Here is a 25,379-nt window from a genome sequence, read left to right on the forward strand (position 1 = left end):
TCAATAACAGTTAAATCGATCACAAAAGTAAAATAATGATCATTATTTTTACCAGTTGTAAATCTATAATTTAATTTTATCAATAGCTTATGTTATTTTCTTTGGGCTATAGTCTTGTTTATTACAGAAATCATTAAGTTTATTGTCGTTGAATAGTTAAATGTAATGTTATAACATAACATTAAATTACAATCTGGACATATTATCGTGCGCCGTCATAGTTTAGCCATTGCGATTTCTTTACCGATCTTTCCTGCGTATGCAGTGGATACTAAAGTGTTGAATGTTTTACCCATTATTCGAGTAAATGCAGAACAAGATATTTTCAAACAAGATCTGGTGGTTGTTGAAAATAAAAATGCGGACAATAAAACTTTGGGAGATGCCTTAAAACAAGTTTCAGGAGTGCAAAGTAGTGCTTTTGGTCCAAATGCCGGTGCGCCCGTGATTCGCAGTTTAAGTGGAAACCGAGTACAGATTTTGGAAAATGGTCAATCTCTTTATGGGATGAATGCAATTAGCGGTAATATCAATATTCCATTTGATCCATTGTTTAGCCAATCAATTACCGTCAATAAGTCCTCTGATACAGTGCGTTACGGTGGCAATGCCATCGGGGGGAGTGTGGATATTGATACCGGACTTATTGATCAAATTCTTCCTGATAAAAAAACTGAACTGGAACTTGTTGCAAAAAAGGGTTGGAATGATGTTGATGCAAAGGGTTTTAAATTAAATTTAAATAACCAAAAGAATTTTTCGACCAATTTTTTATTTTCTACTCAACAGATTGCGGCGTATAAAATTCCGGGTGACAGTAAGGCAAAACTCTGTAATAGCGCAATATTTCCTGCAACAGGTGGGGTAAATACAGGTTTAGCAGATGCTTGCCAGAAAGAAGCACGAATTCAGCAGGTGTATAACAAAGCATCTCAACCTTATATCGACCAATTCATGACGGAAAATCCTGATTGGGCAGATGGCACATTCTCTTTTTATACAGATCAGCCAACATCCGTATGGAGTGGAAAAACTTATACCAATCCTGCAAATCCCGACTATGTACCCAATACCAAGCAGTTTACAGAAAATAAAATTAATAAGGACGTCACACCGAATTATAGCGGTAAGCTTGGAAACAGTGATTTGGACAACCAACATTTTGCAATTGGATCAACTTATTTTCTGGATCATGGATATATTGGACTCAGTGCTGATTCAAAGAAAAGTGAATATGGTGTTCCGGGCTTTTCTCTTGAAAATAGATCTTTTCAGTCGACCAGCGAAAGCATCCCTGTAGGGGTTAAAACGGATCAAAGAAAGTATTCACTTGCCAGTGAATTTAACTTTAGCCCATTACTGCTCAATCAGATTCAGTTCAATGTCAGTAAAACAATCAATACATCTGCTGAGTATCTCGGTACAGGCATGGCCAATCAGTATAGATTTGACACACAACAAGCCGAATTATTGCTTAAACATCAACCAATGGTGTTTTGGAATGGTTTTATCGGTTTAAACCAAATTGATCGCAAAGTAGAGGGGCAAGGTAAATTACGCTATCTGCCCAATATCAATACCCAGACACAAGCTGTATTTATCAAGGAAAAATTAGACTTTAACTGGTTGGAACTAGATGCAGGCTATCGTACTGAAAAAGTTGAACACCGAATTCAAGAAAGTGATTTTAAAACAGCACGAAACTCACCTAATAGTCAGTTAAAGGATACTCAGTTTGATTTAGACAGTTATAGCTTTGGATCCTATTTAAAATATAATGATTTATTGGGCTTAAAGTTACGTTATTCGGTTTCAGAGCGAGCGCCTGAAATTAATGAACTTTATGCGAGTGGTGCGCATTATTCCATCATGTTGCAGGAAGAAGGCAATCAAAAACTCAAAGCAGAAAAGTCTAAAAACCTTGAACTGACAGGGTTGTTGAATTATCAAAATTTTAATTTAACAGCCACAGTATATAAAATGAAGTATGACAACTACTTATACTTAACACACTCAGGTTTACAGACTCAAAACCGTTTGCCGCTTAAGTATTGGACACAAACAGACGCAGAAATCACAGGTTTTGAAGTTGATTTAAAACAAAAAGTTGAATTAAATAGCTATGGCTCAGTTGTCGTATCAGCATTTGCCGATTTTGTTAAAAATAAGAATCTTCATCCAAATCAGTTCAGTCTTTTTAATGACGGAAATTATTTACCCAATATGCCAACCAACCGTTATGGAATGAGTGTCGAATGGGCGAACAATGATTGGTCTGCGCGACTATCGAGTATTTATTATGATGAACCTCGGTATTTGGGGAAAAGTGTGTCTGAAGAAATACCATTGCCTGCATATAACCTGATGGATTTTCAAATTCAAAAACACTTCAAACTACAAAAAACCAGTATGGATGTATTTTTAAATGGCTCAAATTTGCTGAACGAAGACGCAAGACCACAAAACTCGCCGTTAAAATATATTGCACCGCTTCCCGGACGTGGCTTTCAAGTCGGTGTGAATATAAAAATCTAATTGGTTTGATTGATCTGGTTGAGAAGCGTTGTTTTCTCAATCTTGTAAAAAATGAATTTGGCAATCTACATCTAAGCTTCTCCCAAAAGGGAGAGGCTTTTTCAAGATGCTTTATTTTTTGATATTGTTTTTCAATTAACGGAACAGAGCAGGGTATTGTTATTCAGTTCAACTATTTGTAGCACAGTTGAAACTCAGTGGATCGAGTAGAGTACTGAAGCATCTTGAAACGCTTGAGAATGCAGCAGTTTAACATGCAACTGCAGCAGTTTAACATGCAACTGCAGCTTCTCGCTCGAAAATAGAATCCACCTGTTCAAATGCAAGTGCTCTAGGGCGATTTTGATATTGTCGAGCATAACGATTGACCGCACTTTCCAAGATTTGTAGAAAATCATTGTACTGTTCTTCAAAGTCTAAAAGGTCAAGTAAATCAAGTTTACGACTATTATGGCAGTTGAATTTCTGAATAAAATCAAGCAATAAATTTTGAATTGGCGTATTGGTGAAGTAAATTAAATAGGTGGCAGCAGAACCACAATGTAAACAACCTTTTTCAAGATAAATTTCTTCATTATTTAACCAACAGCATTGTAGTGTGAAAAATGCTCGGATGGCTTCCGTTGCTAGAGTAGGCTGTTCCACAATATTCACCAAATTTAAAATAATGCAATTGATAATCATTATCAAATAATTTTAAGGAAAAGTCCATTCTTTAAAGGACAAAAGTTGTCGGATAGAGCATTTACAAAATTCTTTATGTAAACGATAATTATTATTATTCTTATTTATACAATGCATCTTATGATCCAGACTCCCATAACCCCATCACGCCAGCAGTTACTGCAAGACATGTATCTGGATCATCATGACTGGCTTCGTCATTGGTTAAGTTTAAGGATCAAATATCCTTTTAGTGCTGCCGATTTGGTTCAAGATACTTTTGTCAAACTATTGCAAACAAAACAGCTATTTTCTATTCAAGAACCTCGAGCATATCTAGTCAATGTTGCCAAACATCTACTGATTGATAAGCACCGCCGTTATATCTTGGAACAAAATTATCTAGAAAGTTTAAAGCAACAGGTCGATGAACAAGAAAGCGTGCTGTCATCCGATCAAATCGAAGAAGCAGTGGTAATTTTAGACTTTTTGACGGTTGCGCTACAAAATACCACCCCGCTGATGCGTAAGGCTTTTATCATGTATTACTTTGAAGGTTATAGTCAAAGTGAGGTTGCCTTAGAGATTGGTCGGTCATTGCGCAGTACACAATTGTATTTAGCTGAATGTCTACAACTATGTTACGAAGCGAAAAATAATCTGCTTGAGCTGGAGCAAGATGAACGCTAAACAGTTGCGTAAAGATATGGCGCTGTGGATTGTTCGCTTAAATGCAGATGATCAAGAGGAGCGCCGTCAGGCTCAGATTGAATTTGAGCTTTGGCGTAGTCAATATCCTGAATATCAGGGGCAATTGGATGAAATGCTCAGTTTTTCAGAAACGATGCAACAGCTTTCAATAACGCATGGCATTTCTGGTCAAAATGTTCAACATTCAATGCATGTAAGCCAGCAAAGTAAAACGCAAATCCTGAAATTATTTACCAAAGTTTTTGTACTCTGTCTGAGCGTTGGAACAGTGACATATTTTGCCTATCACTCAATACTTTTCTCTTACTACACCGCTGATTTAAAAACAAATACTGGCGAAATGCAGTCATTTACCTTGGATGATGGCTCTAAAGTGACTTTGGGTGCACGATCTGCAATTAATTTGAATTTCAAAACAGATCAGCGCCAAATTGACCTCATACAAGGGGATATTTATATCGATGTTGCCAAAGATCCAAACAGACCGCTTATCATCCACACACCTCAGGCAGATTATAAAGCTTTGGGAACACGCTTCATTGTCTATCAATATCCAAAGCACAGTGTGTTGAATATGTTGCATTCTAAAGTCGAGGCGACGGCCTTACAGTCAAATCATTTGTCTAAGGTGGTTCAGCAAGGTGAAAATATTACCGCAGGTTCGCAAGGCTTAAGCCAGATTTCAGACATAGATATTGCTGCAACGGCATTTGCCTGGCAGAAACAGCAAATCTTAGCTAATGATTTACCACTGTCGGATTTACTTACCCGTTTGGAGCGTTACCACCACCAATATTTAATATTCAACCGAGCGAGCCTCCAGCAATACAAAGTAAGTGGTGTGATTAATACCCAACAAGATTTGGAAAAGACTCTTGCGCTTTTAGCAATGCAATATCCGCTGAAAATCAAAAAAATAGGTCAATATGTAATTACGATAAGTACAGAATAATTCCTGAATTCAATGATTCAATCTAAAAAAATATAATTCATTGCGGTTTTCCCTGATGGTCTTCGTCATATAAGTTAGAACACATATTTTTTTAACTGAATGAAGTGAATGATTATCATTTGATTTTAGGTGGCTTTAAAATGTCTCAGTCTTTATATCGAAATGCCATAAAACCACTTGCATTGACCGCTGCCATAGCCTTGTCTATGGGAGTCATCAGTACACAGATTTATGCAGAAAGAGTAACTCCAACCGCTTTCTATCAGGTGCAAAGCGGTTCACTCACCCAAGCGTTAAACAGCGTGGCACAGCAAGCCAATGTCTCATTATTGCTTGATTCCAACAAAACCAATCGTTATCAGATTAAAAGTATCAAAGGTAAATATACCTTAGACCAGATATTTACAATGTTGGTTCAAAATACCCCCTTTCAAATCCAAAAAACTTCAGCTGGCTATGTATTAACGGAAAAGCCCAGTGTTGAAAGTGCCCCTGTAACGAACCATGTAAAAGTAAGTTCAGAAAAAAATTTGCCTTCAAATCAGAATGGGCAAAACCAGATTTATCAGATGACGCCGATTGTGGTAGAAGCTGTTCTAAAAGATACGATTAAGTTTGGGCAAAGTGTTTTAAACCAAAAAGCAATTGATCGTTATCAGGCCAATAATGTGGCGCAGCTCCTAGACAATATGCCCAGTGTCGGTTCTGCTGGATCTCCTCGCCCTGGTGGTCAAACGATCAATATTCTGGGCATGGGTGGAGTAGCAGATGTTCCGATTACTTTAGATGATTCTGTAAAAAGTTTTGATAAATATCGTCAAGGATCGGTATTTATAGAACCTGAAATTTTAAAGAAAATCACTGTAGATAAAGGTCCACATAATGTCGAAGTTGGGAATGGTGGTTTTGGTGGGAAGGTTACCCTAGAAACCAAAGATGCGACAGATTTGCTCGATGAAAATAAAAATGTTGGGGCATTTTTAAAATATTCCCGCTATTCAAATAATAGCCAAAATACCTACACAGGTGCGGTATATGGCAAGGCTGATAATGGTGTAGTAGATGGCTTGTTTTATTATACCAACCGGGACAGTGGTAATGTTAAACGTCCAGATGGCAGTTCATTTCTATATTCTGCCCAAGAGCAGCAAACCTATTTGGCAAAGCTTAATTTTTATCCTGCGGATGGACACAAAATTTCAGTCAATGCTATGCACAGCGGACATGAGGGTTGGGAGCCATTTGCTGCCATGCGTGATCAGGATGCTGTGCCTACCCAGGCAGATATTGCAAAATATGGCTATGATGAAGCATGGAAACGACGCTTGGTTTATCGTGATCAGGAAGATACCAGTTATTCAGCAAATTATGAGTTTAATCCAACAGACAATCCATATTTGAATCTCAAAGCGGTTGCTTCATATTCAAAAACCTATCAGCATGACCTAAGACTACCAAGCGTAAATGGTTCAGCAGCACTTTTAGGCAATGAAAGTTGGGTAACCTATACCAATACAGCTTTCAAACTCAGTAATATCAGTGATATAGAAACTAAATATGGTACTCATAAGTTAAAAGTCGGTACGCAATATCAAAAGATGGAACAAAATTCCCTTATTTTTGATAAAAATAATGTGAAGAAGCCTGATTATAATTTTGGCTATTATGAGCCGAACTATATGCCTGCAGGTGATCAACAAATGTTGAGTGCTTTTGTGGAAGATCAATATCAGTTCAATAATATCATTATTACACCATCGTTACGTTACGATCATATTGAAAACACAGGAAAACCCAATCGAGCATCACGCTATAATGATCCTAGTGCAGGACATGATTACTCAAGTAAAACCTATACAGGTTGGTCACCTCGTTTGGCAATGTCTTGGAAGCAAACAGACTACATGACATGGTTTGCCAATGTGAGTAAGACATGGCGTGCTCCTCGTGTTGATGAGCAGTATTATGTGCAATCAGCGGCAACCACTGTTCCATCGACCAGTCGTTATTTGCTTCCTGAAAAAATGCTGGCGATACGTATCGGTAATGAAATGAACTTTGATGATTTGTTCAATACAGATGATCACCTGCAAGTACGTTTAACCTATCACCGTAATCGTGGGGCTGACGAAATATTTAGAAACCGTTCAACCTTTTGCCAAGCCCAAGCAGAAAATAATGCAAGTACAGGTGAGGGCAGTGTTAAAGACTGCAATGGCAAATACAATCATGGTTTCTATCGAAACGTTACCGATTACACCATTAAAGCCTATGAAGCTGAAGTTTTCTACAATCAACCGACTTGGTTTGCAGGTTTAACCTACTCCTATATTCGTGGGCAACGCGATAACTCGCCTGTAAATCCATGGTTTGACCAAAAAACATGGATGGTGGATATCCCACCTAAAAAAGCCACTGCAACTTTAGGGGTAAATGTACCTGAGCATCACTTAACCATGGGATGGAGAGGAATTTTTGTTGCGGCTCAAGACAGAAGTTTATCTGATAATGATAAATCAATTGCAGCGTCTTCTTTCTCTTTACCTAAAACCAAAGGATATTCACTGCATGGTGTATATGCAGACTGGCAACCTGTAGGTGAGAAAGGACCAATACTCAACTTTTCGATCGATAATCTGTTTAATCGAGAGTATAAAATGTATTTGGGTGAATATATGACAGGCACAGGCCGAGACTACAAATTCAGTATTTCTCAAAAGTTCTAAATCTAAAGACCGGGTTTCTAACATAGATCGTTAATCATGAGTAGTTCATGGGTTTGATAGAATATTGTGCTGCTTATATTTTATTTGCTGTAGTAAATGGATGGACGCGATTATTTGTTTTGACTGCTGATGAGCCATTATTGTTGCAAGCAAGTGAAATGATACGCTCCCTGTTTCTAGTTAAACCAAATTGCTGATTATATTTTTTAAATTACATGTTGGTTGCTAAACGATCATAAAACTTTACCAATGGATAAAAAATAAACTTGAATTTTAAAGTTTTGTTTGTCATATTCACATCATAGTGCTGAAGGTTGTGCTTCAACTCTACATGCAGTTTTAATCGCCCACTTTACTCCATCAAGTGGGTTTTTTTATATGATCATTGCTGTTTAAAAATATTAAGAGTCTTATGAATGCAATATTGCATAGGGACCAGATAAAAATAGCAAATGCTCACTGCCGGTTTCTAACATGAGGTTAAATTTCTGGATGACTTTTCTTCTTAAAGCCGTTCACGCTCGTAGTTAAGCTATAATTTAAATGATTCAGCAAATACTAAATTTTCAGACAAATTTTTGCGTATCAATCACTTGATCGCGCCATTGTAGCTTTATCCTAACTCAGTTCAATCGACCTGAATGCCTTGAATGATAAAGCAAACAAAACAATTCCATTGAGCAGGAGAGCGTTTTTATGCTTAATATGCACGTTAATAGGATTGCCTAAAATCAGATTATTGAGGAATTGGAATAAAAAATACTAACTCTGGATCACCCTCATCAAGATTTTCAATTTGACCGCTCTTGATAAATCCAGAATTGAGCAACAAGCGTTGCATGGCAAAATTAGACTGATTGGTGGTGGTAAATAACTTTGGATGTTGGCATTTGGATTTTAATGTATTCAGCAAATTAAGTCCTGTACCACAGCGACGATAGCGCTCTCCCACCATGAGCATTTCAATAAATCCACAACCAAAGAAATGGTAATTTAATACGCCATAGCCCATGATTTCTCCATCCTTCTCAGCGAGGAAGCAGGTACTTTCTGTACACCAAGCGTGAATTTGCAATACGCGCTGAGGTTCCTGTGAGGCAAGACTATCGATTGCGATTAAATCTTTGATATCGGCTTCATTGGCGAGGCGAATGAGCATTATATTCATCTACTTTGTCATTTTTCTAAGTACTATAACAACATTTCATCTGATTGGATTTATCTGTACGGTAGCGACTGTCAGAAAAACGGTGAATTTATCTGTTGAACATCGCCCATGATTTCCGAAAGACAGAACCAATACTTTAAAACTTGATTTATTGTGGCAATAGATGAAGCGTCAATCTTTCAACAACAGATCTTAAATGAGTACCTGAGAAACTATGTATTCCGATTTGAGTGAAATTGCTTTGAAATTGGGCAGTATCCTAAAAAAGATTCAAGAAGTCCCTGATCTAGAGCCTAGGGAAAATATTCTCCTGATAGGAAAAGCTTTAAGCCACATCTTTGAATTACAGCATAATCTCGCCAACATTAGACCAGATTTGAAGACAATTCATGAGAAAAAATAATTTTTTGAATCAAATATGGAGAATGATTTTACTGAGTGATTACAGTTTGGTTGTTGGGAATTTGAATCCAGTTTTATTTATTCATTAAATTTGATTTGAATCACAAAGACTTTAAGCCTGAACTGAATATGACATCAATAATCGCTCTGATGAAAGCAATACAACTGCTCGGGATAATTTTTTTAAGGCACTACAATGATGACTAAAGATGGGCATAACAGCATTATAAATTTAAGCATTAATTTTTATAATTAAATAAAGTACTCCGGTGATGCCGCTGCATGGTCGTTACCCTGAACCCGATGAGTTCAAGGTGGACGTGACGTACACTTACTGGGTTTCCCACTCGCGGTGGGCATACACTCAAAATATACAGAACACATCCATAAGTTTAAGTATCGGCAGGGGAATAGACGTACTGGCGAACACCCCAGAGTTGTATTAAGTATACATAATCTGAGCTTTGTGGCAAATCGTCAAAGGTCACAAATTATAAATATAGAGTAAAAAAAAGAATCAACCGCACGAAAAAAAAGCGGATTACCCCGCTTTTTCAACATCTTCAAGCATTGTTTCTAATAAACGTTCACATTGTGCGTATTCTTGTAACGTTTTATTCATACTCAACACTTCCTGCATCAATTCCAATGCAACCATGATCACCAACTTATTATGTTCAACGTTGGGCGCTTTACGGCGAAATTCTTGGAATTTATCATTTAATAGCTGACCTGCACGCTCTAATTCATGCCGCTTATCCGTGGTTGTTCCCAAACGGAAGGTTTGTTCAATTAATCGTAATTCTACCGTTACATGCTCAGACATATTTATACTTCCTCATTAGATTCTGACGGATGAGCAAGCTGTTGGATTTCTTGCGCGTGATGATCTTGTTCAGTGCCTAAAATAGAAAGACGTTGAATAATTGCTTCAACTTTGGTCTTTGCATGTTCATTTTTTTGGATTAAACGTTCACGCTCATCTTGCAGGTTTTTAATATCCTGTAAATGGTGGCGCTGTTCATTTGCCATTTTCTCTTTTACCACACGTAATTCATTACGTTCAGCTAAAATTTCCTGAAAACGATTTTTTAAATCTGTACAGCTTTTTTCTAAACGGCTATAGCGTTCAGCCAAAGAAGAGGCATCTGTATTCAGTTGTTGAAATTGATTTTGCAACTGAGCAAGCTGTTCAGTCAACGTATCAATTTCATCTTGTTTTTGAGTAATAATGCTGTTTTTATGGCTGATTTGGGCATGAGCCTGCTCTTCACTGTTATCTTTTTCTTTTAACAGCGATGCATTTTCTTTCTCAACAGTTTCGATTCGTGTTTTTAAAACACCAATATGCGTTTGTAGACGCTGTAATTGTTCTAACATAACGGGTCGCACAGATTTGCAATCAAAGGTAATATATACAGAAGTATAGAGATTGGATAAGCGAATGCAAGACGATATTTCAGGTTGGTCAGATTGGAACCAGAATTTTAAAGGGATTGAAGAAATTTCAAGCCCGAGTGAGTTACATGGCTTATTAACGGGTATAGTTTGTGTTACCGAAGTGCCAACCCGAGATGAATGGTTACAAATTTTATCGACGTTGGATGTTCCAAAATTAGACGATGAAGCACTGGCTATTCTCTCAGATGAAACGGAAGATGTCGCACATGCACTTGCAGAAGATGATTTGGACTATCTTCCGATGCTTCCAGACGACGGACATTTATTATCGGAACGCGTTCAAGCTTTGGCTGACTGGTGTGCAGGTGTCGTTTTAGGTTTTGGTTTGGCTTCCGGTCATATTCGTGCAGACGAACAAGAATTGATTGAAAGTTTGCAGGATGTAGCCTCTGTTGAATTTGATGAGTCAGATGATGATGAAGAGGGTGAAGCAAGCTATGAGGAATTATATGAGTTTGTTCGCTTGATTCCAGTATCATTATCTGTAGGGCGAAAAAAACTGCCTGTTTCAGAAAGTCCTTTGTTGCAAAATTTTCATAGCAAAATGAAGCAGGCGATTGACTCATCTGAAAGTAATAATGTGGTCGAAATGTTTACTCCACACCGTCCAAGTTAAAATTTTTTGTTCAAGATTAAGCCTTGCCAGATTTTAATGAAATGGTTGATTGTATTGATCTCTAAAACTTAGAGGGAGCGATCAGCCATTTTGTATGATTGGATATTGATCTATTCTGGTATTGAGGTGAAGCCGCTTTAACTGGTGAGATTAAAGTCTGTCTGCATATCTGCTTGAATAGAATATTGCTGTTTTTGTTTTAAGATAAATAGCTAAATATTGCTGTAGCTGTATTTACATTTAACCCGCGCAAACTGTAAGTTAAACATTCACCAACTGATTTAATGAACTGAAAGGCAAGCTGAATAGAGAATGAAATTAACTCAAGCAGATTTTCAGGAACGTCGTGACCGCCTCGCTGAACAAATGGGTCCCAATAGCATTGCAATTATCGCCACCAGTCCGGAAGTCATGCGAAATAGAGATGCTGACTACAAGTTTCGTGCAGACAGTAGTTTTTTTTATCTGACAGGTTTTGCTGAACCACAAGCAGTTGCTGTAATCGAAACAGATGAAACCGGTGAAATGTACGTTTATAGTCTATTTTGCCGTGAACGAAATCGTGAAATGGAAATTTGGAATGGCTATCGCGCGGGAGTTGATGGTGCAATTGATGCTTATGAAGCAGATGAGGCATATGCTATTGATCTGCTTGATGAGGAAATTATCAGCAAGATTTTAAATAAACAAAAACTGTACTATCGCGTTGGTCAACGCGCAGAGTTTGATGCCAAAATAAGTCATTGGATTGCCAAGGCACATGAATCCAGTCGCGGTTTTGGTGTACCTGCACACATTATTCAGCTTGACCAAATTTTGGATGAAATGCGTTTGCATAAATCAGCCGAAGAAATTGAGCTGATGCAAATCGCAGCAAATATCAGTGCAGATGCACATACACGTGCGATGCAAAGTGTTCATCCAGACATGATGGAATATGCTTTAGAAGCCGAATTGAATTATATCTTTGGTCAACAGGGTTGCGTACCTGCCTATAACAGTATTGTAGGCGGTGGTAAAAATGGCTGTATTTTGCATTATGTCGAAAATAACCAACCCTTGAAAGATGGTGATTTGGTATTGATTGATGCAGCCTGTGAATATGAATGTTATGCCTCGGACATTACGCGCACTTTTCCTGTGAATGGCAAATTTAGCCCTGAACAGAAAGTCTTATATCAAATCATTTTAGATGCTCAGATCGCAGCGATCGAAGCGATTCAAATTGGGAATTCCTATAAAGAACCGCATACGGTCGCAGTACGGATTCTGGTTGAAGGTTTGGTTGATCTTGGAATTATGCAAGGGGATGTTGAGCAAATTATTGAATCTGAAAGTTATCGTCAGTTCTATATGCATGGTACTGGGCATTGGCTCGGTATGGATGTACATGATGTTGGTACTTATAAAGATGACAATGGTCAATGGCGAACCTATGAACCCGGCATGGTGGTTACAGTAGAGCCGGGTCTATATATCGCACCAGATGACGAAACTGTTGAGAAAAAATGGCGTGGCATCGGTATCCGAATTGAAGATGATGTCGTAGCCACCGAACAAGGACCTTTGGTGTTGACCAAGAATGTGGTGAAATCCATAGAAGACATTGAAGCTTTGATGGCATCCCGAAACTGAGAGCCTTAATTTGGTGAGTAACGGAGTCATTGCATTCAAATGGCTTCTATAAGCGCAATATTTTGAGAATATTGCGCTTCTTTTTTACGAAACTAAGCTTATCCATGCAGTCATTTTGTGGTCTTGATCAGGTATGATGCTGCTTTGATAGTTTGCTTAAGATTATAAAAACGATGGGTACTCGAATGACTGGAATGGTGTTTCCATTCCAAGGTGACATCCAAGAAATCAAAACGGTGGTTTATACATGGATGCAAAATGAAGATGAAATTATTGAAAGCGATACCACAATTCGAATCGAGCTGATACACGGTAACTTTGTAATTATTGATAATATCGATATTTTTTATTCAGCATACAATCATCCTGAGCTATGGCAGGAATTACTTGTTGATTTGCCTTTTAGTGATTGGTTTATTTTTTTCGAATGTGTGGATAGTTGTGATAGTTACAGCTATCTGATTTATAAAAATAATCAAGAAGTCAGAAGGATGTTGCAGGAGGAAGATGAAGATTTGTATCTTGAAGGAGAGGTGCAGGATTTTGAAAAGGAATGGCTTGATTTTTCAATCTATTATGAGCATGAATATGTGGAAAATGGAAAGACAAAGAAAGAAAAACTAACTGATCTTGATTTTTCATTAGTGCATGTTGATGATCATGAAAATTACTTTAAATATTATTATATTAATTCAAAAAAACAGACGGTGTATCACACAGGATTAGCCCGTGTACTGATGGTGCAGATGTTCGGACATTTCTTGGGTTTCGATATCATTGATTGTGATTACAAGGTAAAGCAATCATTGAAAATTGATTATAACAAAATCCCAGCCTATAACCGAGTCTTAAAACGGGCAGAAAAGGACGATGCAGTGGCTCAGAATCAACTGGGCATGATGTATGAGCAGGGGCATGGTGTTGAACAAGATGTTGAAAAAGCACAATATTGGTATCAAAAATCTGCTGATCAAAATGATCATTATGGGCAACTTCATTTAGGGTTACTTTTTAAAACAGGGAAAGGCATCAAAAAAGACATCCAACACGCTTTGGCATGGATATCTAAAGCAGCAGCTGATGGAAACGCCGATGCTCTGACTGTGTTGGGGGAGATGTACGAATTGGGTGAAGGGGTGGAACACAGTTTTGAAGAAGCGGCAATTCTTTATCGTAAGGCAGCGAAACTAAGACATGCTGCTGCACCTTATAAACTGGGTTTAATGTATGAGCATGGACGAGGTTTTGCGGTGGACATCAAAATGGCAAAGCGATGGTACTACCAAGCAGCGAGTCATTTTAATGAAGATGCACAGAAACGCTTGGATGAATTGAACAAGTAATTTCTTTGTGTTTTGCATGGGGCGTTTTTTGTTTGCCCCATTTTTTTAATAACGTATTGATTCAGTACAAATCAAAGCAACAATTTCCTATTTCAATATTAAAATAATCTCGCTTGATGTAAGATAAAATTCATCAAGATTATAAGTATTCAGCAAGCTGAATCACGTATAGAAAGGATCAAAGCATGCAACAAGAAGTCATCATCGTTGGCGGTGGAATGGTTGGGTTGAGTCTAGCACTCATGTTGGCGAAAGCGAATATTGCTGTAAAGCTTTTAGAAGCTGTGAAATACCCAAATTATGATGACAATAATGCTGTACCTTATCACTCCAGTTTTGATGCCAGAAATACCGCACTTTCACGGCGTACTGTGCAGATCTACCAAAAACTCGGTCTATGGAATGCTTTACAAGACCATGCAACTCCGATCCTTGAAGTGCATATCACAGAACAAGGCAGTTTCGGTAAAGCACGTTTAAAAGCAGATCAGGAAAAAGTCGAAAGCTTCGGGCAGGTGATTGAAAATGCTTGGCTTGGGCGAGTTCTTCTGACACAGGTGCGTCAGCAACCGTTAATTGAATTGATTGACGGTGTACAAGTACGTTCCCTTAAACAAGACAATGAATTTGTGTATATTGAAGCAAGTCGTGGGGAAGAATATACCCATTCAATCAAATCCAAATTGGTCATTGCTGCCGATGGTAGAGACTCTTTCTGTCGCCAAGCTTTAGGCGTAGGCGTGGATGTGCATGATTATGATCAAGTCGCGATTGTCACTACAGTACAGACCTCAAAGCCACATCAACATGTCGGCTTTGAGCGCTTCAGCCATTTAGGTCCATTGGCATTACTGCCTTTACCTGGAGAATGTCGCCGTTCAGTGGTGTGGCCTGTCAAAAAAGGAACAGAGGGCGAGTGGTTAGGTGAAGAGAATGATCAGCATTTTCTGGATGCCTTGCAGCAGACTTATGGTGATCGTGCAGGTAAATTCCAAAAAACAGGTCAACGTTTTAGCTTCCCATTATCACAAGTACTGGCAGAGAAACAGGCGGTTGGGCGTGTGATCTTGATGGGAAATGCTGCACATACCATTCATCCCGTAGCAGGGCAAGGGTTTAATTTATGCATGCGTGATGCTGATGTATTGATGCGTTATATCACAGCACAAATCGCCAAATCTGATGACATTGGTGAGCCTGAAATGTTGAAAGCATATGAACAAGCCCGTTTAACAGATCAACAGCGGGTCATTAAATTCTGCGATTCGGTTGTGCGCGGCTTCAGCAATCAAAATGCGGTTTTAAAATTAATACGTAATACTGGATTGATTGCATTTGATGTTATTCCAGGAATTAAACCCTTGGTTGCCAATTATGCAATGGGGTTGAAAGCATGACACAGCAAAATATCATGGATGTCGTTATTATTGGCGGTGGTCTTGTGGGGGGGTTAACCGCATTACTTTTGGCGCAAGGCGGTGTTCAAGCCACCGTATTAGATGCGGCGCCAATTTTAGATGAACAAAAAGTTTTGGCTCAAGCGAATCCACGGGTTTTGGCGCTGAGCCAAGCAACCATCCATTTACTTAAAACGGTGAATGTTTGGGATAACATTGCTCGTAAAATGCCCTACACGGGAATGCAAGTCTGGAATAAAAATGGCTATGGGGAAATTAATTTTGGTCAACAATCCTTAAACTTTCCGACAGACGAACACAGCTTAGGTTCAATGGTTGAACCCAGTTTGTTAAATCTCGCCATCCAGCAGAAAATGCTTGAACAATTACATGACTACCGAACACAAGTGAAAGTGGTCCGTGTCGAACAAAGTGTCGGTGGTTGGATGATTCATCTTGCAGATGGCAGTCAGTTAAAGACTAAGTTGGTGATTGGTGCGGATGGAGCAAATTCATTTGTGCGTGAGCAAGCTTTTATTGACTACGATATCCTTGACTATCAGCAAGCCGGTTTGACATGTGCGATTCGTACCGTACAACCACACCGTTATGTGGCTCGTCAAATTTTCCATCCAACAGGTCCTTTGGCATTTTTACCCATGGCGAGTTTGAATCCTGAACAAGCCGAGCATTGGATTTCAATCGTCTGGACCTTACCCGATGATTATGCTGATGAATATGCCCGTTTGAATGATTCAGCTTTCTGTCAACTTCTGACTCGTGAAAGCCATCACATGTTGGGTGAAATAATCGAAGCAACCCCGCGTGCAAAATTTCCCCTCAAGGCTCGTGCTGCGCAGCGCTATGTCAAAGATGGATTGGCATTGATTGGTGATGCTGCACATGTCATTCATCCATTGGCTGGGCAGGGAGTGAATATTGGTTGTTTGGATGCGGCAGTGTTGTGTGATGTCTTATTAAAAGATAAAAAACGTGGGGTATGGGCACAGGAACAGACCTTAAAACGTTATGAACACAAGCGAAAAGGACAGAATGATGCCATGATGCATAGTATGTCTATGCTTGGTTTCCTGGAAACTGCTGAAATGTTCCCCGTAGTCTGGGCACGCAATTTTGGTCTGAAACAAGTAGAGAACACTGCCTTTTTTAAAGATCAGTTTTTAGCAAAAGCCAACGGATTAGAAACGTTAAAAAGCACGCAATATGCCATTTCGTGAACAGACAGATATTTTTTAAACAATCGCTTAAACAATATTACGAATTTGATGAAAAAAAACACGATTTTATGTGTCTAGAGACTAGTCGAATGCGTTAGAGATTGGTACATTTCTCTGTAAAACATCACCATTTTTTAATGGTAAATTGACGTCATTGATGGGGAGTTCAAGATGACAGATACAAATGATTATGATGATAGTTCAGAAGACCAAGCGGTAGACGACGATGAAGCTCAAGCAGCAGAAAAAGGTGCTGCTGCAAGCGATTCTACAGTCTCTGATACAGACTTGGCTGAAGCTGAAACACTCACAGTAACTGCGAAAAAAAGACAACGTGAAGCATTGGAAGACGAAATCGCTGCATTTTTAGCGCGGGGTGGAAAAATCACTGAAGTTCCTCCTGATGAATCTGCAAAAGATTGATTTCAAAGCACCGACAGGTGCTTTTTTAATGACTTTAGACGGTCGATTATGGAATGCTGATTTGATTTAGGGTATTCGGTTGAATGATTCAACCTAGGATAATGTGGGTTGTAATATCGAAGTGATAAAAATAAGTGTTATCAACATAAAGAAATGACATCCAGTCATTTCTTTATGTTTCATTCAATCAAATGATTAATGATCTGTTAGTTCTAAAGCACGTTGATAGGCAATTTTCTTTTTGATGCCCATCAGGTCAGCGGCGAGTTGTGATGCTGCTTTAACAGATAAGTCCTGTAATAATCGTGTAAGTAGTTGGTCTAACTTCTCTTGTTCTACATCTTGGTCTTTGGCATCAGGTAGACCGCCAATCACTAAAACGATTTCGCCTTTTTGTTGGTGGTGATCATTTTCAATAAAGCTTATCAATTCACCTAGCGTCATTTTTTTAATGGTTTCAAAAGTTTTAGTGATCTCGCGAGCAAAACCAACAGGGCGCTGTTCACCAAAAACCTGAGCCATATCTTTGACACTGTCTAAAATACGATGGGGTGCTTCATAGATAATCATGGTTTGCGTTTCATATTTCAATTTTTCTAGTTGTATTAAACGCTGAGATTGTTTTGAAGAAAGAAAACCTTCAAAACTGAAACGGTCACTTGGCAAGCCAACAGCACTCAACGCTGCAATTGCAGCGCAAGCACCCGGTACAGGAATGACTCGGATGCCATTGTCTTGTGCAGCACGGACCAATTTAAATCCAGGATCACTAATAAGCGGGGTTCCGGCATCACTCACCAGTGCAATATCTTGACCTTGCTTTAATTTTTCGATAAGTATATCAATTTTGTTACTTTCATTATGATCATGACACGCAGTAAGCGGAGTTGAGATATTATAATGTTTTAATAATTGAGCGGATTGGCGGGTATCTTCTGCCGCAATAATAGAAACCGACTTTAAAACTTCAATAGAACGGAAAGTCATATCATCTAAGTGCCCAATTGGGGTCGCTACGACAAATAATTGAGCACTCATAAAGGTCTCCATGAAAAATAAGATAGTGTTGAACAGTATTAAAAGACTGGTATGTTTGGGAATAATTGGATTTACAATCCAAGTTCACGCAGAAATTCTTGTTATCTTACCTGAAACAGGTCCCATGTCGCGAGCAGGTTTAAGTATCAAACAAGGAATATTGAATGCATCTCATGCATCCAAGAATCAAATCCCATTAAAATTTGTGGATTCTGATCAAAAAAACATCAAAACCATTTTGAAGCAAAATGTAAATAAAAAGACCCAAATGATTATTGGTCCCTTGGCACGTCCAGATGTAGAAGCGTTGATCAATTTAAAACCTAAAGTTCCAGTGCTGGCTTTAAATGAAGTCTATCCAACCTATAAAAATGTTTGGCAATATAGTCTGTCTAAAAATGATGATGCTTTAGCGCTACTGGATTATATTCAGCATGATAAAGTGAGCAAACTCTATGTTGTTCGTGAAAAGGGCACTGAAGCGGAATCAATCAGTTTTTTAAATGCTCTTTTCGCAAACTATGCAGGAGAAGTTGACCCAGTGGATGCGATGCCAAATACGACCAAAGCAAGTGAAGGTATTTTATTGCTTGGCTCAAATCAATGGCTGGCAAATTTAAAGAAGTTAAAGAAAAAGAATATTTATACTCAAGCGATCGCCTTGAATGAAAGTAAAACATTACCGAAAGGCATGAAGTTCTGTGATGTGCCTGCTTTGTATATCAAAGAATGGGAAGATGTGGTGAAAGCCTATAAGGATCAACCCACATCATTACCTTATCAACGTTTATATGCGTTTGGTGGTGATGCTTGGAACATTGCTGAACAATTTGTGTTGGATCCCAATGTCAAAAGTCTAACCTTTAATGGGCGGACAGGAAAAATTAAAATCGAAGGGAATCGTGTTGAGCGCATTCCACAATGTTTTGAGCGCTCTAAAAATAACTTAGTGCCCTTATAGTTGAATGATCGATGGCTAAAAATAATCTAGGATCATGGGCGGAGCAAGAGGCAGTAAAAATATTGCGGCAATCAGGCTATGCGATTGTCAAATTAAACTATTTTTCACGTTTTGGTGAAATCGATATTGTCGCTGAATCACAACAAGAGTTGGTTTTTATTGAAGTCAAAGCAAGAACTTCAAACTATAGGGGATACGCTTTTGAAGCAGTAAATTTGTCCAAACAGCAGAAAATGATCAAGACAGCCTTTAGGTTTTTACAAGAATATCCGCAATATGAACAGTATTATTGTCGTTTTGATGTAATTGGGTTTGATTTACATCATAAATTTGCAAAAAACGTACAGCAAGACTTAAGTAAAATCTCTTATGATCAGTCTTGGATTGAAAATGCATTTACTTTGGATGCAGACTTGATTAATCTGTGACGAAGAATTGCCCCACAGTTTTTCTCAAAAAAAAGATATGTTCCAACATCTTAATAGGCAATCAAGATGTTGTGTTGTCAGTTAAAATCAATAGGAGTCTTGCTGAGTGTTAAAGCGTATTGTCATCACCATGATGTGTGTAGCAAGTTTATCTGGTTGCGCGAGTTTTATCTCTGGTGGTACTGGTTCTTCACCAGTAGGAACAGAAAGCGGTGTCCGATCTTTAGGACAAGTTTTTATTGATTCTTCTATTGAGCGTACTGCAAAAATTAACTTATATAAATTAGATGCTCGATTTAAACAATCTCGTGTCAATATTAATAGTTTTCACAGCAATGTTTTACTTACTGGGCAAGTACCCGATGCACATTTAAAACAACTTGCCGAAGACAATTTACGTGCAATGAGTGATGTAAAAGCGGTACACAATTACTTAACTGTTGGCAATCAAATCGGTTATAGCACCATCATGCAGGACGCCTCTGTCACGGTGAATACCCGTGGCTTAATTATGAAAGCGCCTGTGGTCTCTGATAATAAAGTTTTGGTCCATACTGAAGATGGTGTTCTGTATGTTCTGGGACGTCTAAATAATGCTGAAATTGCGGATTTAAATGATGTTTTACAAAAAGTTGGGAATGTGACTAAAATCGTGACCTTGATTGACAATGTTGAGCAAGCGAATAATTCAGTTCAAACTTCATCGTTTACGGCACCTGTGGTAAACAATGCACAACAACCTGATGTGCAAACCCCTGTTGCAATTGATCCAGATGCTACAGGGCAAAACAATAATGTTATCCAACAATAGGCTAGAATTGCTTAAAGTTAAACTTGGCAAGCAATTTCAACAACTTAAAGTTAAGTTTAAAACGCATTATCAAGATTTTCGTTTATATGACTTAGGCAGCATAACCCTTAATGGATTGACTCCCAAAAAGGGATATTCCATAAAACAAAACATTGCTTATGGTTTAAAAGCCCGACAACGTTTAGATTTATATATTTCCCATCAAACCCAAACCAAAGCTTTGATTGTTTTTGTTCATGGCGGTGCTTGGAGTCATGGTGATAAAAGTGCCTACAAGTTTGTAGGGGAAGCGTTTAGCCGCTATGGCTATAATGTTGCGGTGCTGAATTACCATTTGGCTCCTGAACATAAGTTTCCAAGTTATGTGGATGATTTAGCCGTTGCCTTAAATTATCTTGAACAACAGCAATTACGTTTAGGTATTTCAACAGACCAAATTGCTTTGATGGGACATTCAGCAGGGGCGTTCAATATAGCCTCTTTATTGTATCATCCGAAAAATTATGCTTTGCCGTTAAAACCCAACATCAAAGCATTGATTGGAATTGCAGGACCTTATCATTTTGATTATAAAAATGATGCTTTGGCTGAAGGTGCATTTGATCAAACCATTCCTTATCAACAGGTGATGCCATATTATTTTGTTGCCAAGAATGAAGTTAAACATTATTTATTCCTGGCTGAAAATGATCAGATTGTGAAGCCGCAGAACTCCTTTGACTTCAAAAAACAATTGCTTGAACAAGGCAATCATTGTGAAATCTTGACCATTCCTAAAACAGGACATATCTCAATTATGGGCAGTGTCTCAAGCTTGTTCAGTCGTCTCTTTGTGACGCGCTCGGAAATTATAAAAGTCTTAGATGAAGCAATTAAAAATGCCTAGCATGGGCTAGGCATTTTTAATAAAGCTCAAACTAGTCTTGATGCATTGGCGTATTGTGGATTACATGTTGAATCATGGCATGTGCAATACTGCCTGTGAACGGTGTTTCAGGCAACCGGTCAAACTTAAAAAATTGTGCATCACTGATTTCTTCTTCCTGCAATACAATCTCACCCGCTTCATATTCAGCTTTAAAAGCAAGCATTAAATTGCTAGGAAATGGCCAAGGCTGGCTCGACAAATATTGCACATTCTTTACTTTTAAGCCGACTTCCTCCAAAGTTTCACGCTTGACTGCTTCCTCAAGCGTTTCACCAACTTCGACAAAACCTGCAATCAGGCCATATATATTACTTTTATTCTTGGCATTCTTCGCCAATAGAATTTCATTGTCACCACGTGTGATCACCGTAATAATACAGGGCTGTACGCGAGGGTATTGGTGGTAACGACACGCAGGGCAAACCATTGCGTATTCAATTGGATGAACTTCTGTTTCATGCCCACAGTGACTACAGAATTTATGATTACGGCGCCATTCAAGCAATTGTACTGCTCGACTGGCTTGCTCAAATTCAGATTTTGTCCACTGCGAGATGAGTTGCCGAATCGGAATTAATTGATAACCCTGTGGAATCTCATCTTCAATAAAAAGATCCCGGGCAATGATCTGATCACCCGAGTTAAAACTGATATCACTTGCCAATTTCTCTACTTTCGGAAGTTGCAAGTTTTCATCCACTAAAAGTTGTTGATGATGAAAGATATAAGCAACTGATAATTCTGACATTAGGCTACCGATTTTAAAGTTTGACTACTTGCCAATGCTACATCAAACATCGTCTGCAAAACAGGTTGTTTGTTCTGTAGATTTTCAATCATCATGTCTGCACTGGCGAGCACATCCAGAAGTTTATTCACCTGTTGTTGGTTGAAGATCTGTTCTTTGTTGAGTCCAGACTGGATAAATTCGGCAGACTGCGCCAATGCCTTTTGACCGTCTTTGGCTGCAAGGAACAATAAAGCTCCCCCAATTTCATATAATTGAGAAGGTAATAGTTCAAGACTTGTAGACTGTGGATCCTGCAAATATTGAACCAACGTTTGTGAGCTTAAATCGACCATCGCCTTGGTTTCGGTCAGTAAAGCTGTGTGAGCTTCATCAAGACGATCAAGAGAAATATGTAGATTATTGACTTTTAATTGCAGGCGATTAGAAGTGTAATTGCGTTCAAGAATTCCAATAGAGTTCATTGCAGAGAGGATACTATTCATCAATTGCTGCGCATAGTTTTCATCTCTCAGCATGTTTTCTTGAGACAACAGATCGGCTTGCTGTTTCAATTCGCTATAGGCTTCATTTAAATTGAGCACTTTAAATACATGTGCAAGATCTGTGAGTTTACTCTTCAATTCTTGAGTTTTTTCATCACTCATATTTTGATAGTTAAACTCAATATCATTACGGATTTGCGACATTTCATCAGTAATGAGCTGGCTGACACTGTGAATCGTATCGAAATCGGGTCCGAACAAATGACGGCTGAAAATCTGAAGCTGTGTATCTGTCAGAATATCCTCACCCAGATTGATCTGTTCACGAATATGTTGAGAAACCTCATCTTCCTGACTAACACAAATACTCAATACATTTGCAGTGTCTGTTAAGGATGGTATAAATCCTGCAAGATCGTTAAGGAATAAGGAAATGTTGGTTTCGATACTGATGAGTGTTCTTAAACGGGTATCGTTGAGGGTGATATGCTCAATCTGGTTTAAAGCAACAGCAATCAACGCCCAATATTGGGCACTCGGTTGCCCTTGAGCAGTATTGGCCAAGTAACTCCCAACCAGCTTTATTCCTTGAAGATCTAAATCCGTCTCCTGTTGCTTTAAGAGTTTGTGTAGGCAAAGCTTATAGAGCTTATGGACATGGACTGAGCTTTCCAATTCTGGGGGTTGTGAAAGATTAAAATTTGGAGTCACGCAATCCAGTAAGGGTACGATGGCTTGACCTTCTGGCGTGAGTTCCAAACCTAGAGAAAGTTCTAGGCGGTTTAGCGTATCATGCAAAAATTGCGGCACTTTCACTTCACGTAGGCAACTAAACTCAATATAACGTTTGAGCATCGTTGTCCCTTCGCTCAATGCAATGACATCTTGAGTATTGATTTCATGGGGGTTCTGCATGATTTTACGCATGACTTGTGCGGAGAGTTCGGCAATTTTTGCAACTTGAGGCATGTCAATTAGCATGAGTACATGGCTGCATTGTTCGAGTTGCAGCAATGCATCATCTATACCAAAGGGTAAAGTTTGATCTTCAACTAAACTGCTGACAGCAGATTCAACTTGTAAAATTGAATTATCGACTTCTTTTTTAATAATCAGTAATGCCGTCGGATCAAAATGTATAGAGGTTTGGTAAGACATTGATCTGCACCTTTCCTGGGTATCTAAATGTTCTATTGCATAGCCTCAAAATGAGGCTAATTTTCTAAGTTTTAATATAGCTGAAGAAGTGGATTTTTACAGAAAAAATAAGCCTAAATAGGAAATTTTATTTTGCAAAAATGCAGGCTTCCCCATGTTTTTCTTGATATTTCTTGACCCAGTTCTCATGTGCTTCTAATTCTTCATCCGAAGCGTAAATAACAGGGACATCAATTTCAATCTTTTGCCGTGCTGTGTTCCCCTGAGCTTGTTCAGTATGTGCAGAAATAGCATCCATGTCAAAGGATACTTGTCCGCCTGTCATCGCGAGATAAACATCGGCTAAAATTTCAGCATCGAGCAATGCGCCATGGAAAGTACGGTCACGTTGGACAATTTCGTAACGGCGAACCAATGCATCCAATGAGTTTTTTTGCCCTGGATGCTTACTTTTCGCCATCGCTAGAGTATCCGTCACTGTACACACTTCAGACAGGGCAGGAAAACCGCTGCGTTTGAACTCCATGTCCAAGAAGTTCATATCGAAGCTTGCATTGTGTGCAATGATTTCACTGCCTTTTAAGTAGTCGAACAGGACTTCGGCAATTTCCTCATACTTGGGTTTGTCTTTTAAGAATTCATCAGTGATTCCGTGGATGGCTTCTGATTCACCTACAGGTTTGCCTGGATTGATATAGATGTGAATCGAACTGCCGGTAAGTTTACGATTGACCATCTCAATCGCACCAACTTCAACAATTCGATCACTGTCTTGATAATAAAAACCAGTGGTTTCGGTATCCAGGATAAACTGTTTAGGTCCATGTAGCTTGATGGTCGCAGGCGTAATCACAATCTGTGGGTGAATATTTGTATCTTTCATTTGGGTACTTTGTTCAACTGGATCTTCATCGTGCACAGCATTATTTTGTGTGTCAGATATTGTCACCGTGTGTTTGGGTGTTGGCATTTCAATAGCCATACTTTCATCGGATTCCATCAGATCAAATCCGAAAGGATCGTCGAGCAACCAGTCTTTTTCATCTTTTTTTTTATCATGATTTTCTACAATCTGTTCAGTGGCGGATTGAGGCATCTCTGGTTTTTTAGCAGCCAGTGTTTGTTCAGTGCCTAAGTTTGCCAGTTGATCCGCCATTTCATTGCCGGCATGTCCTGCATGACCTTTAATCCAATTCCATTCGATTTCACGACCTGTGCACACACGATCCAGTTTTTGCCATAAATCAGGATTTTTAACATCTTTCCAGTTTTTCTTTTTCCAACCGTCAATCCATTCTGTAATACCGCGCTTCACATAGTTGGAATCGGTCCAAATAATCAGTTTCGCATCCACAGGACAAAATGAAATACCTTCGATGGCGGCACTCAGCTCCATGCGATTATTGGTGGTATCTAATTCACCACCACACAATTTATGCTCTTCAGTTTCAGTGATGATATAAGCGCCCCAGCCACCAGGACCTGGATTGCCTTTACAAGCACCGTCGACATAAAGCGTGATTGTTTGTGACATAGTAATAACCAATGAAAG

22 protein-coding genes and 1 other RNA gene are annotated in these 25,379 nt (G+C 38.7%); 14 read left to right on the forward strand and 9 right to left on the reverse strand.

Annotated features, from left to right (window positions below; all coding sequences use genetic code 11):
• Nucleotides 1–207 precede the first annotated feature (207 nt).
• On the forward strand, nucleotides 208–2,535 hold the full coding sequence (locus tag IMO47_RS07215) for a TonB-dependent receptor (RefSeq protein WP_196074629.1): 2,328 nt from the start codon (nucleotides 208–210) through the stop codon (nucleotides 2,533–2,535).
• Nucleotides 2,536–2,805: 270 nt separating this feature from the next.
• Here the strand turns inward: IMO47_RS07215 and IMO47_RS07220 are convergent, their stop codons facing one another.
• Nucleotides 2,806–3,219 carry a hypothetical protein gene (locus IMO47_RS07220; RefSeq protein ID WP_196074628.1) on the reverse strand — a complete coding sequence of 138 codons (414 nt, stop codon included), beginning with the start codon at nucleotides 3,217–3,219 and terminating at the stop codon, nucleotides 2,806–2,808.
• Between the two features lie 120 nt (nucleotides 3,220–3,339).
• On the opposite strand from IMO47_RS07220, the gene IMO47_RS07225 reads away from it, so the two are divergent.
• From IMO47_RS07225 to IMO47_RS07235, 3 genes are all read left to right on the forward strand, one after another.
• Nucleotides 3,340–3,888 carry a sigma-70 family RNA polymerase sigma factor gene (locus tag IMO47_RS07225; RefSeq protein ID WP_196074627.1) on the forward strand — a complete coding sequence of 183 codons (549 nt, stop codon included), beginning with the start codon at nucleotides 3,340–3,342 and terminating at the stop codon, nucleotides 3,886–3,888.
• Nucleotides 3,878–4,861, forward strand: a complete 984-nt coding sequence (locus IMO47_RS07230; RefSeq protein ID WP_196074626.1) for a FecR domain-containing protein — start codon at nucleotides 3,878–3,880, stop codon at nucleotides 4,859–4,861. Before IMO47_RS07225 ends, IMO47_RS07230 begins: the two co-directional genes overlap by 11 nt.
• A gap of 140 nt (nucleotides 4,862–5,001) precedes the next feature.
• Nucleotides 5,002–7,587: a TonB-dependent hemoglobin/transferrin/lactoferrin family receptor gene (locus tag IMO47_RS07235; protein WP_196074625.1), complete on the forward strand. Its 2,586-nt coding sequence runs from the start codon at nucleotides 5,002–5,004 to the stop codon at nucleotides 7,585–7,587.
• 736 nt (nucleotides 7,588–8,323) lie between these two features.
• Here IMO47_RS07235 and IMO47_RS07240 read toward each other — a convergent pair.
• The 4 genes from IMO47_RS07240 to IMO47_RS07255 all read right to left on the reverse strand — a co-directional run bounded on the left by IMO47_RS07240 (nucleotide 8,324) and on the right by IMO47_RS07255 (nucleotide 10,537).
• The gene (locus IMO47_RS07240; RefSeq protein ID WP_242052620.1) at nucleotides 8,324–8,755 is read right to left on the reverse strand and encodes a GNAT family N-acetyltransferase; all 432 of its coding nucleotides are present in this window, start codon (nucleotides 8,753–8,755) and stop codon (nucleotides 8,324–8,326) included.
• A gap of 661 nt (nucleotides 8,756–9,416) precedes the next feature.
• Nucleotides 9,417–9,598, reverse strand: a non-coding RNA gene (gene ssrS, locus IMO47_RS07245) — 6S RNA.
• A gap of 100 nt (nucleotides 9,599–9,698) precedes the next feature.
• Complete coding sequence (locus IMO47_RS07250) at nucleotides 9,699–9,983, reverse strand: cell division protein ZapA (protein WP_196074624.1); 285 nt, start codon at nucleotides 9,981–9,983, stop codon at nucleotides 9,699–9,701.
• Between the two features lie 2 nt (nucleotides 9,984–9,985).
• Nucleotides 9,986–10,537, reverse strand: a complete 552-nt coding sequence (locus IMO47_RS07255) for a hypothetical protein (protein WP_196074623.1) — start codon at nucleotides 10,535–10,537, stop codon at nucleotides 9,986–9,988.
• A 64-nt stretch (nucleotides 10,538–10,601) separates the two neighbouring features.
• Between IMO47_RS07255 and IMO47_RS07260 the strand changes: the two genes are divergently transcribed.
• The 6 genes from IMO47_RS07260 to IMO47_RS07285 all read left to right on the forward strand — a co-directional run bounded on the left by IMO47_RS07260 (nucleotide 10,602) and on the right by IMO47_RS07285 (nucleotide 17,270).
• A complete protein-coding gene (locus tag IMO47_RS07260) occupies nucleotides 10,602–11,234 on the forward strand; it encodes a UPF0149 family protein (protein WP_196074622.1) in 633 nt (210 codons plus the stop codon).
• 312 nt (nucleotides 11,235–11,546) lie between these two features.
• The gene (pepP, locus tag IMO47_RS07265) at nucleotides 11,547–12,869 is read left to right on the forward strand and encodes a Xaa-Pro aminopeptidase (RefSeq protein ID WP_196074621.1); all 1,323 of its coding nucleotides are present in this window, start codon (nucleotides 11,547–11,549) and stop codon (nucleotides 12,867–12,869) included.
• Between the two features lie 185 nt (nucleotides 12,870–13,054).
• The gene (locus IMO47_RS07270; protein WP_227552234.1) at nucleotides 13,055–14,212 is read left to right on the forward strand and encodes a tetratricopeptide repeat protein; all 1,158 of its coding nucleotides are present in this window, start codon (nucleotides 13,055–13,057) and stop codon (nucleotides 14,210–14,212) included.
• 185 nt (nucleotides 14,213–14,397) lie between these two features.
• Nucleotides 14,398–15,609, forward strand: coding sequence for a 2-octaprenyl-6-methoxyphenyl hydroxylase (gene ubiH, locus IMO47_RS07275; RefSeq protein ID WP_196074619.1), 1,212 nt, complete (start codon nucleotides 14,398–14,400; stop codon nucleotides 15,607–15,609).
• Entirely contained in the window at nucleotides 15,606–16,847 is a 1,242-nt protein-coding gene (locus tag IMO47_RS07280; protein WP_196074618.1) for an FAD-dependent monooxygenase, read from the forward strand. The genes ubiH and IMO47_RS07280 overlap by 4 nt, the downstream gene beginning before the upstream one ends.
• A 171-nt stretch (nucleotides 16,848–17,018) precedes the next feature.
• Nucleotides 17,019–17,270 carry a hypothetical protein gene (locus IMO47_RS07285; protein ID WP_196074617.1) on the forward strand — a complete coding sequence of 84 codons (252 nt, stop codon included), beginning with the start codon at nucleotides 17,019–17,021 and terminating at the stop codon, nucleotides 17,268–17,270.
• A gap of 195 nt (nucleotides 17,271–17,465) precedes the next feature.
• Here the strand turns inward: IMO47_RS07285 and rsmI are convergent, their stop codons facing one another.
• Nucleotides 17,466–18,308, reverse strand: a complete 843-nt coding sequence (gene rsmI / locus IMO47_RS07290) for a 16S rRNA (cytidine(1402)-2'-O)-methyltransferase (RefSeq protein ID WP_196074616.1) — start codon at nucleotides 18,306–18,308, stop codon at nucleotides 17,466–17,468.
• Nucleotides 18,309–18,318: 10 nt separating this feature from the next.
• Here rsmI and IMO47_RS07295 point away from each other — a divergent pair, with 10 nt between their 5' ends.
• The 4 genes from IMO47_RS07295 (at nucleotide 18,319) to IMO47_RS07310 (ending at nucleotide 21,394) form a co-directional block, all read left to right on the forward strand.
• Nucleotides 18,319–19,269: a penicillin-binding protein activator gene (locus IMO47_RS07295; protein WP_196074615.1), complete on the forward strand. Its 951-nt coding sequence runs from the start codon at nucleotides 18,319–18,321 to the stop codon at nucleotides 19,267–19,269.
• 11 nt (nucleotides 19,270–19,280) lie between these two features.
• On the forward strand, nucleotides 19,281–19,697 hold the full coding sequence (locus IMO47_RS07300; protein ID WP_196074614.1) for a YraN family protein: 417 nt from the start codon (nucleotides 19,281–19,283) through the stop codon (nucleotides 19,695–19,697).
• A gap of 106 nt (nucleotides 19,698–19,803) precedes the next feature.
• Complete coding sequence (locus IMO47_RS07305; RefSeq protein WP_196074613.1) at nucleotides 19,804–20,508, forward strand: BON domain-containing protein; 705 nt, start codon at nucleotides 19,804–19,806, stop codon at nucleotides 20,506–20,508.
• Nucleotides 20,492–21,394: an alpha/beta hydrolase gene (locus tag IMO47_RS07310; protein WP_196074612.1), complete on the forward strand. Its 903-nt coding sequence runs from the start codon at nucleotides 20,492–20,494 to the stop codon at nucleotides 21,392–21,394. Before IMO47_RS07305 ends, IMO47_RS07310 begins: the two co-directional genes overlap by 17 nt.
• A gap of 31 nt (nucleotides 21,395–21,425) precedes the next feature.
• Here IMO47_RS07310 and nudC read toward each other — a convergent pair whose 3' ends face one another.
• The 3 genes from nudC to dnaQ all read right to left on the reverse strand — a co-directional run bounded on the left by nudC (nucleotide 21,426) and on the right by dnaQ (nucleotide 25,361).
• Nucleotides 21,426–22,184 (reverse strand): NAD(+) diphosphatase, encoded by a 759-nt coding sequence (gene nudC / locus IMO47_RS07315; protein WP_196074611.1) that lies wholly within the window; start codon nucleotides 22,182–22,184, stop codon nucleotides 21,426–21,428.
• Nucleotides 22,184–23,827 carry a chemotaxis protein gene (locus IMO47_RS07320; RefSeq protein ID WP_196074610.1) on the reverse strand — a complete coding sequence of 548 codons (1,644 nt, stop codon included), beginning with the start codon at nucleotides 23,825–23,827 and terminating at the stop codon, nucleotides 22,184–22,186. Before IMO47_RS07320 ends, nudC begins: the two co-directional genes overlap by 1 nt.
• A 127-nt stretch (nucleotides 23,828–23,954) precedes the next feature.
• Nucleotides 23,955–25,361, reverse strand: coding sequence for a DNA polymerase III subunit epsilon (gene dnaQ / locus IMO47_RS07325; protein WP_196074609.1), 1,407 nt, complete (start codon nucleotides 25,359–25,361; stop codon nucleotides 23,955–23,957).
• Nucleotides 25,362–25,379 lie beyond the last annotated feature (18 nt).

The sequence above is a fragment of the Acinetobacter sp. Res13-Abat-PEC15-P4-01 genome (assembly GCF_015676285.1).
In the GTDB taxonomy this organism is placed as follows: domain Bacteria; phylum Pseudomonadota; class Gammaproteobacteria; order Pseudomonadales; family Moraxellaceae; genus Acinetobacter; species Acinetobacter nematophilus.

What these genes read in the sequence shown, in the direction of transcription:
- IMO47_RS07220 (WP_196074628.1), bottom strand. Translation starts at nt 3,219, where the DNA reads ATGATTATCAATTGCATTATTTTAAATTTGGTGAATATTGTGGAACAG.
- IMO47_RS07225 (WP_196074627.1), top strand. Translation starts at nt 3,340, where the DNA reads ATGATCCAGACTCCCATAACCCCATCACGCCAGCAGTTACTGCAAGAC.
- IMO47_RS07230 (WP_196074626.1), top strand. Translation starts at nt 3,878, where the DNA reads ATGAACGCTAAACAGTTGCGTAAAGATATGGCGCTGTGGATTGTTCGC.
- IMO47_RS07235 (WP_196074625.1), top strand. Translation starts at nt 5,002, where the DNA reads ATGTCTCAGTCTTTATATCGAAATGCCATAAAACCACTTGCATTGACC.
- IMO47_RS07240 (WP_242052620.1), bottom strand. Translation starts at nt 8,755, where the DNA reads ATGAATATAATGCTCATTCGCCTCGCCAATGAAGCCGATATCAAAGAT.
- IMO47_RS07250 (WP_196074624.1), bottom strand. Translation starts at nt 9,983, where the DNA reads ATGTCTGAGCATGTAACGGTAGAATTACGATTAATTGAACAAACCTTC.
- IMO47_RS07255 (WP_196074623.1), bottom strand. Translation starts at nt 10,537, where the DNA reads ATGTTAGAACAATTACAGCGTCTACAAACGCATATTGGTGTTTTAAAA.
- IMO47_RS07260 (WP_196074622.1), top strand. Translation starts at nt 10,602, where the DNA reads ATGCAAGACGATATTTCAGGTTGGTCAGATTGGAACCAGAATTTTAAA.
- pepP (WP_196074621.1), top strand. Translation starts at nt 11,547, where the DNA reads ATGAAATTAACTCAAGCAGATTTTCAGGAACGTCGTGACCGCCTCGCT.
- IMO47_RS07270 (WP_227552234.1), top strand. Translation starts at nt 13,055, where the DNA reads ATGACTGGAATGGTGTTTCCATTCCAAGGTGACATCCAAGAAATCAAA.
- ubiH (WP_196074619.1), top strand. Translation starts at nt 14,398, where the DNA reads ATGCAACAAGAAGTCATCATCGTTGGCGGTGGAATGGTTGGGTTGAGT.
- IMO47_RS07280 (WP_196074618.1), top strand. Translation starts at nt 15,606, where the DNA reads ATGACACAGCAAAATATCATGGATGTCGTTATTATTGGCGGTGGTCTT.
- IMO47_RS07285 (WP_196074617.1), top strand. Translation starts at nt 17,019, where the DNA reads ATGACAGATACAAATGATTATGATGATAGTTCAGAAGACCAAGCGGTA.
- rsmI (WP_196074616.1), bottom strand. Translation starts at nt 18,308, where the DNA reads ATGAGTGCTCAATTATTTGTCGTAGCGACCCCAATTGGGCACTTAGAT.
- IMO47_RS07295 (WP_196074615.1), top strand. Translation starts at nt 18,319, where the DNA reads ATGAAAAATAAGATAGTGTTGAACAGTATTAAAAGACTGGTATGTTTG.
- IMO47_RS07300 (WP_196074614.1), top strand. Translation starts at nt 19,281, where the DNA reads ATGGCTAAAAATAATCTAGGATCATGGGCGGAGCAAGAGGCAGTAAAA.
- IMO47_RS07310 (WP_196074612.1), top strand. Translation starts at nt 20,492, where the DNA reads ATGTTATCCAACAATAGGCTAGAATTGCTTAAAGTTAAACTTGGCAAG.
- nudC (WP_196074611.1), bottom strand. Translation starts at nt 22,184, where the DNA reads ATGTCAGAATTATCAGTTGCTTATATCTTTCATCATCAACAACTTTTA.
- IMO47_RS07320 (WP_196074610.1), bottom strand. Translation starts at nt 23,827, where the DNA reads ATGTCTTACCAAACCTCTATACATTTTGATCCGACGGCATTACTGATT.
- dnaQ (WP_196074609.1), bottom strand. Translation starts at nt 25,361, where the DNA reads ATGTCACAAACAATCACGCTTTATGTCGACGGTGCTTGTAAAGGCAAT.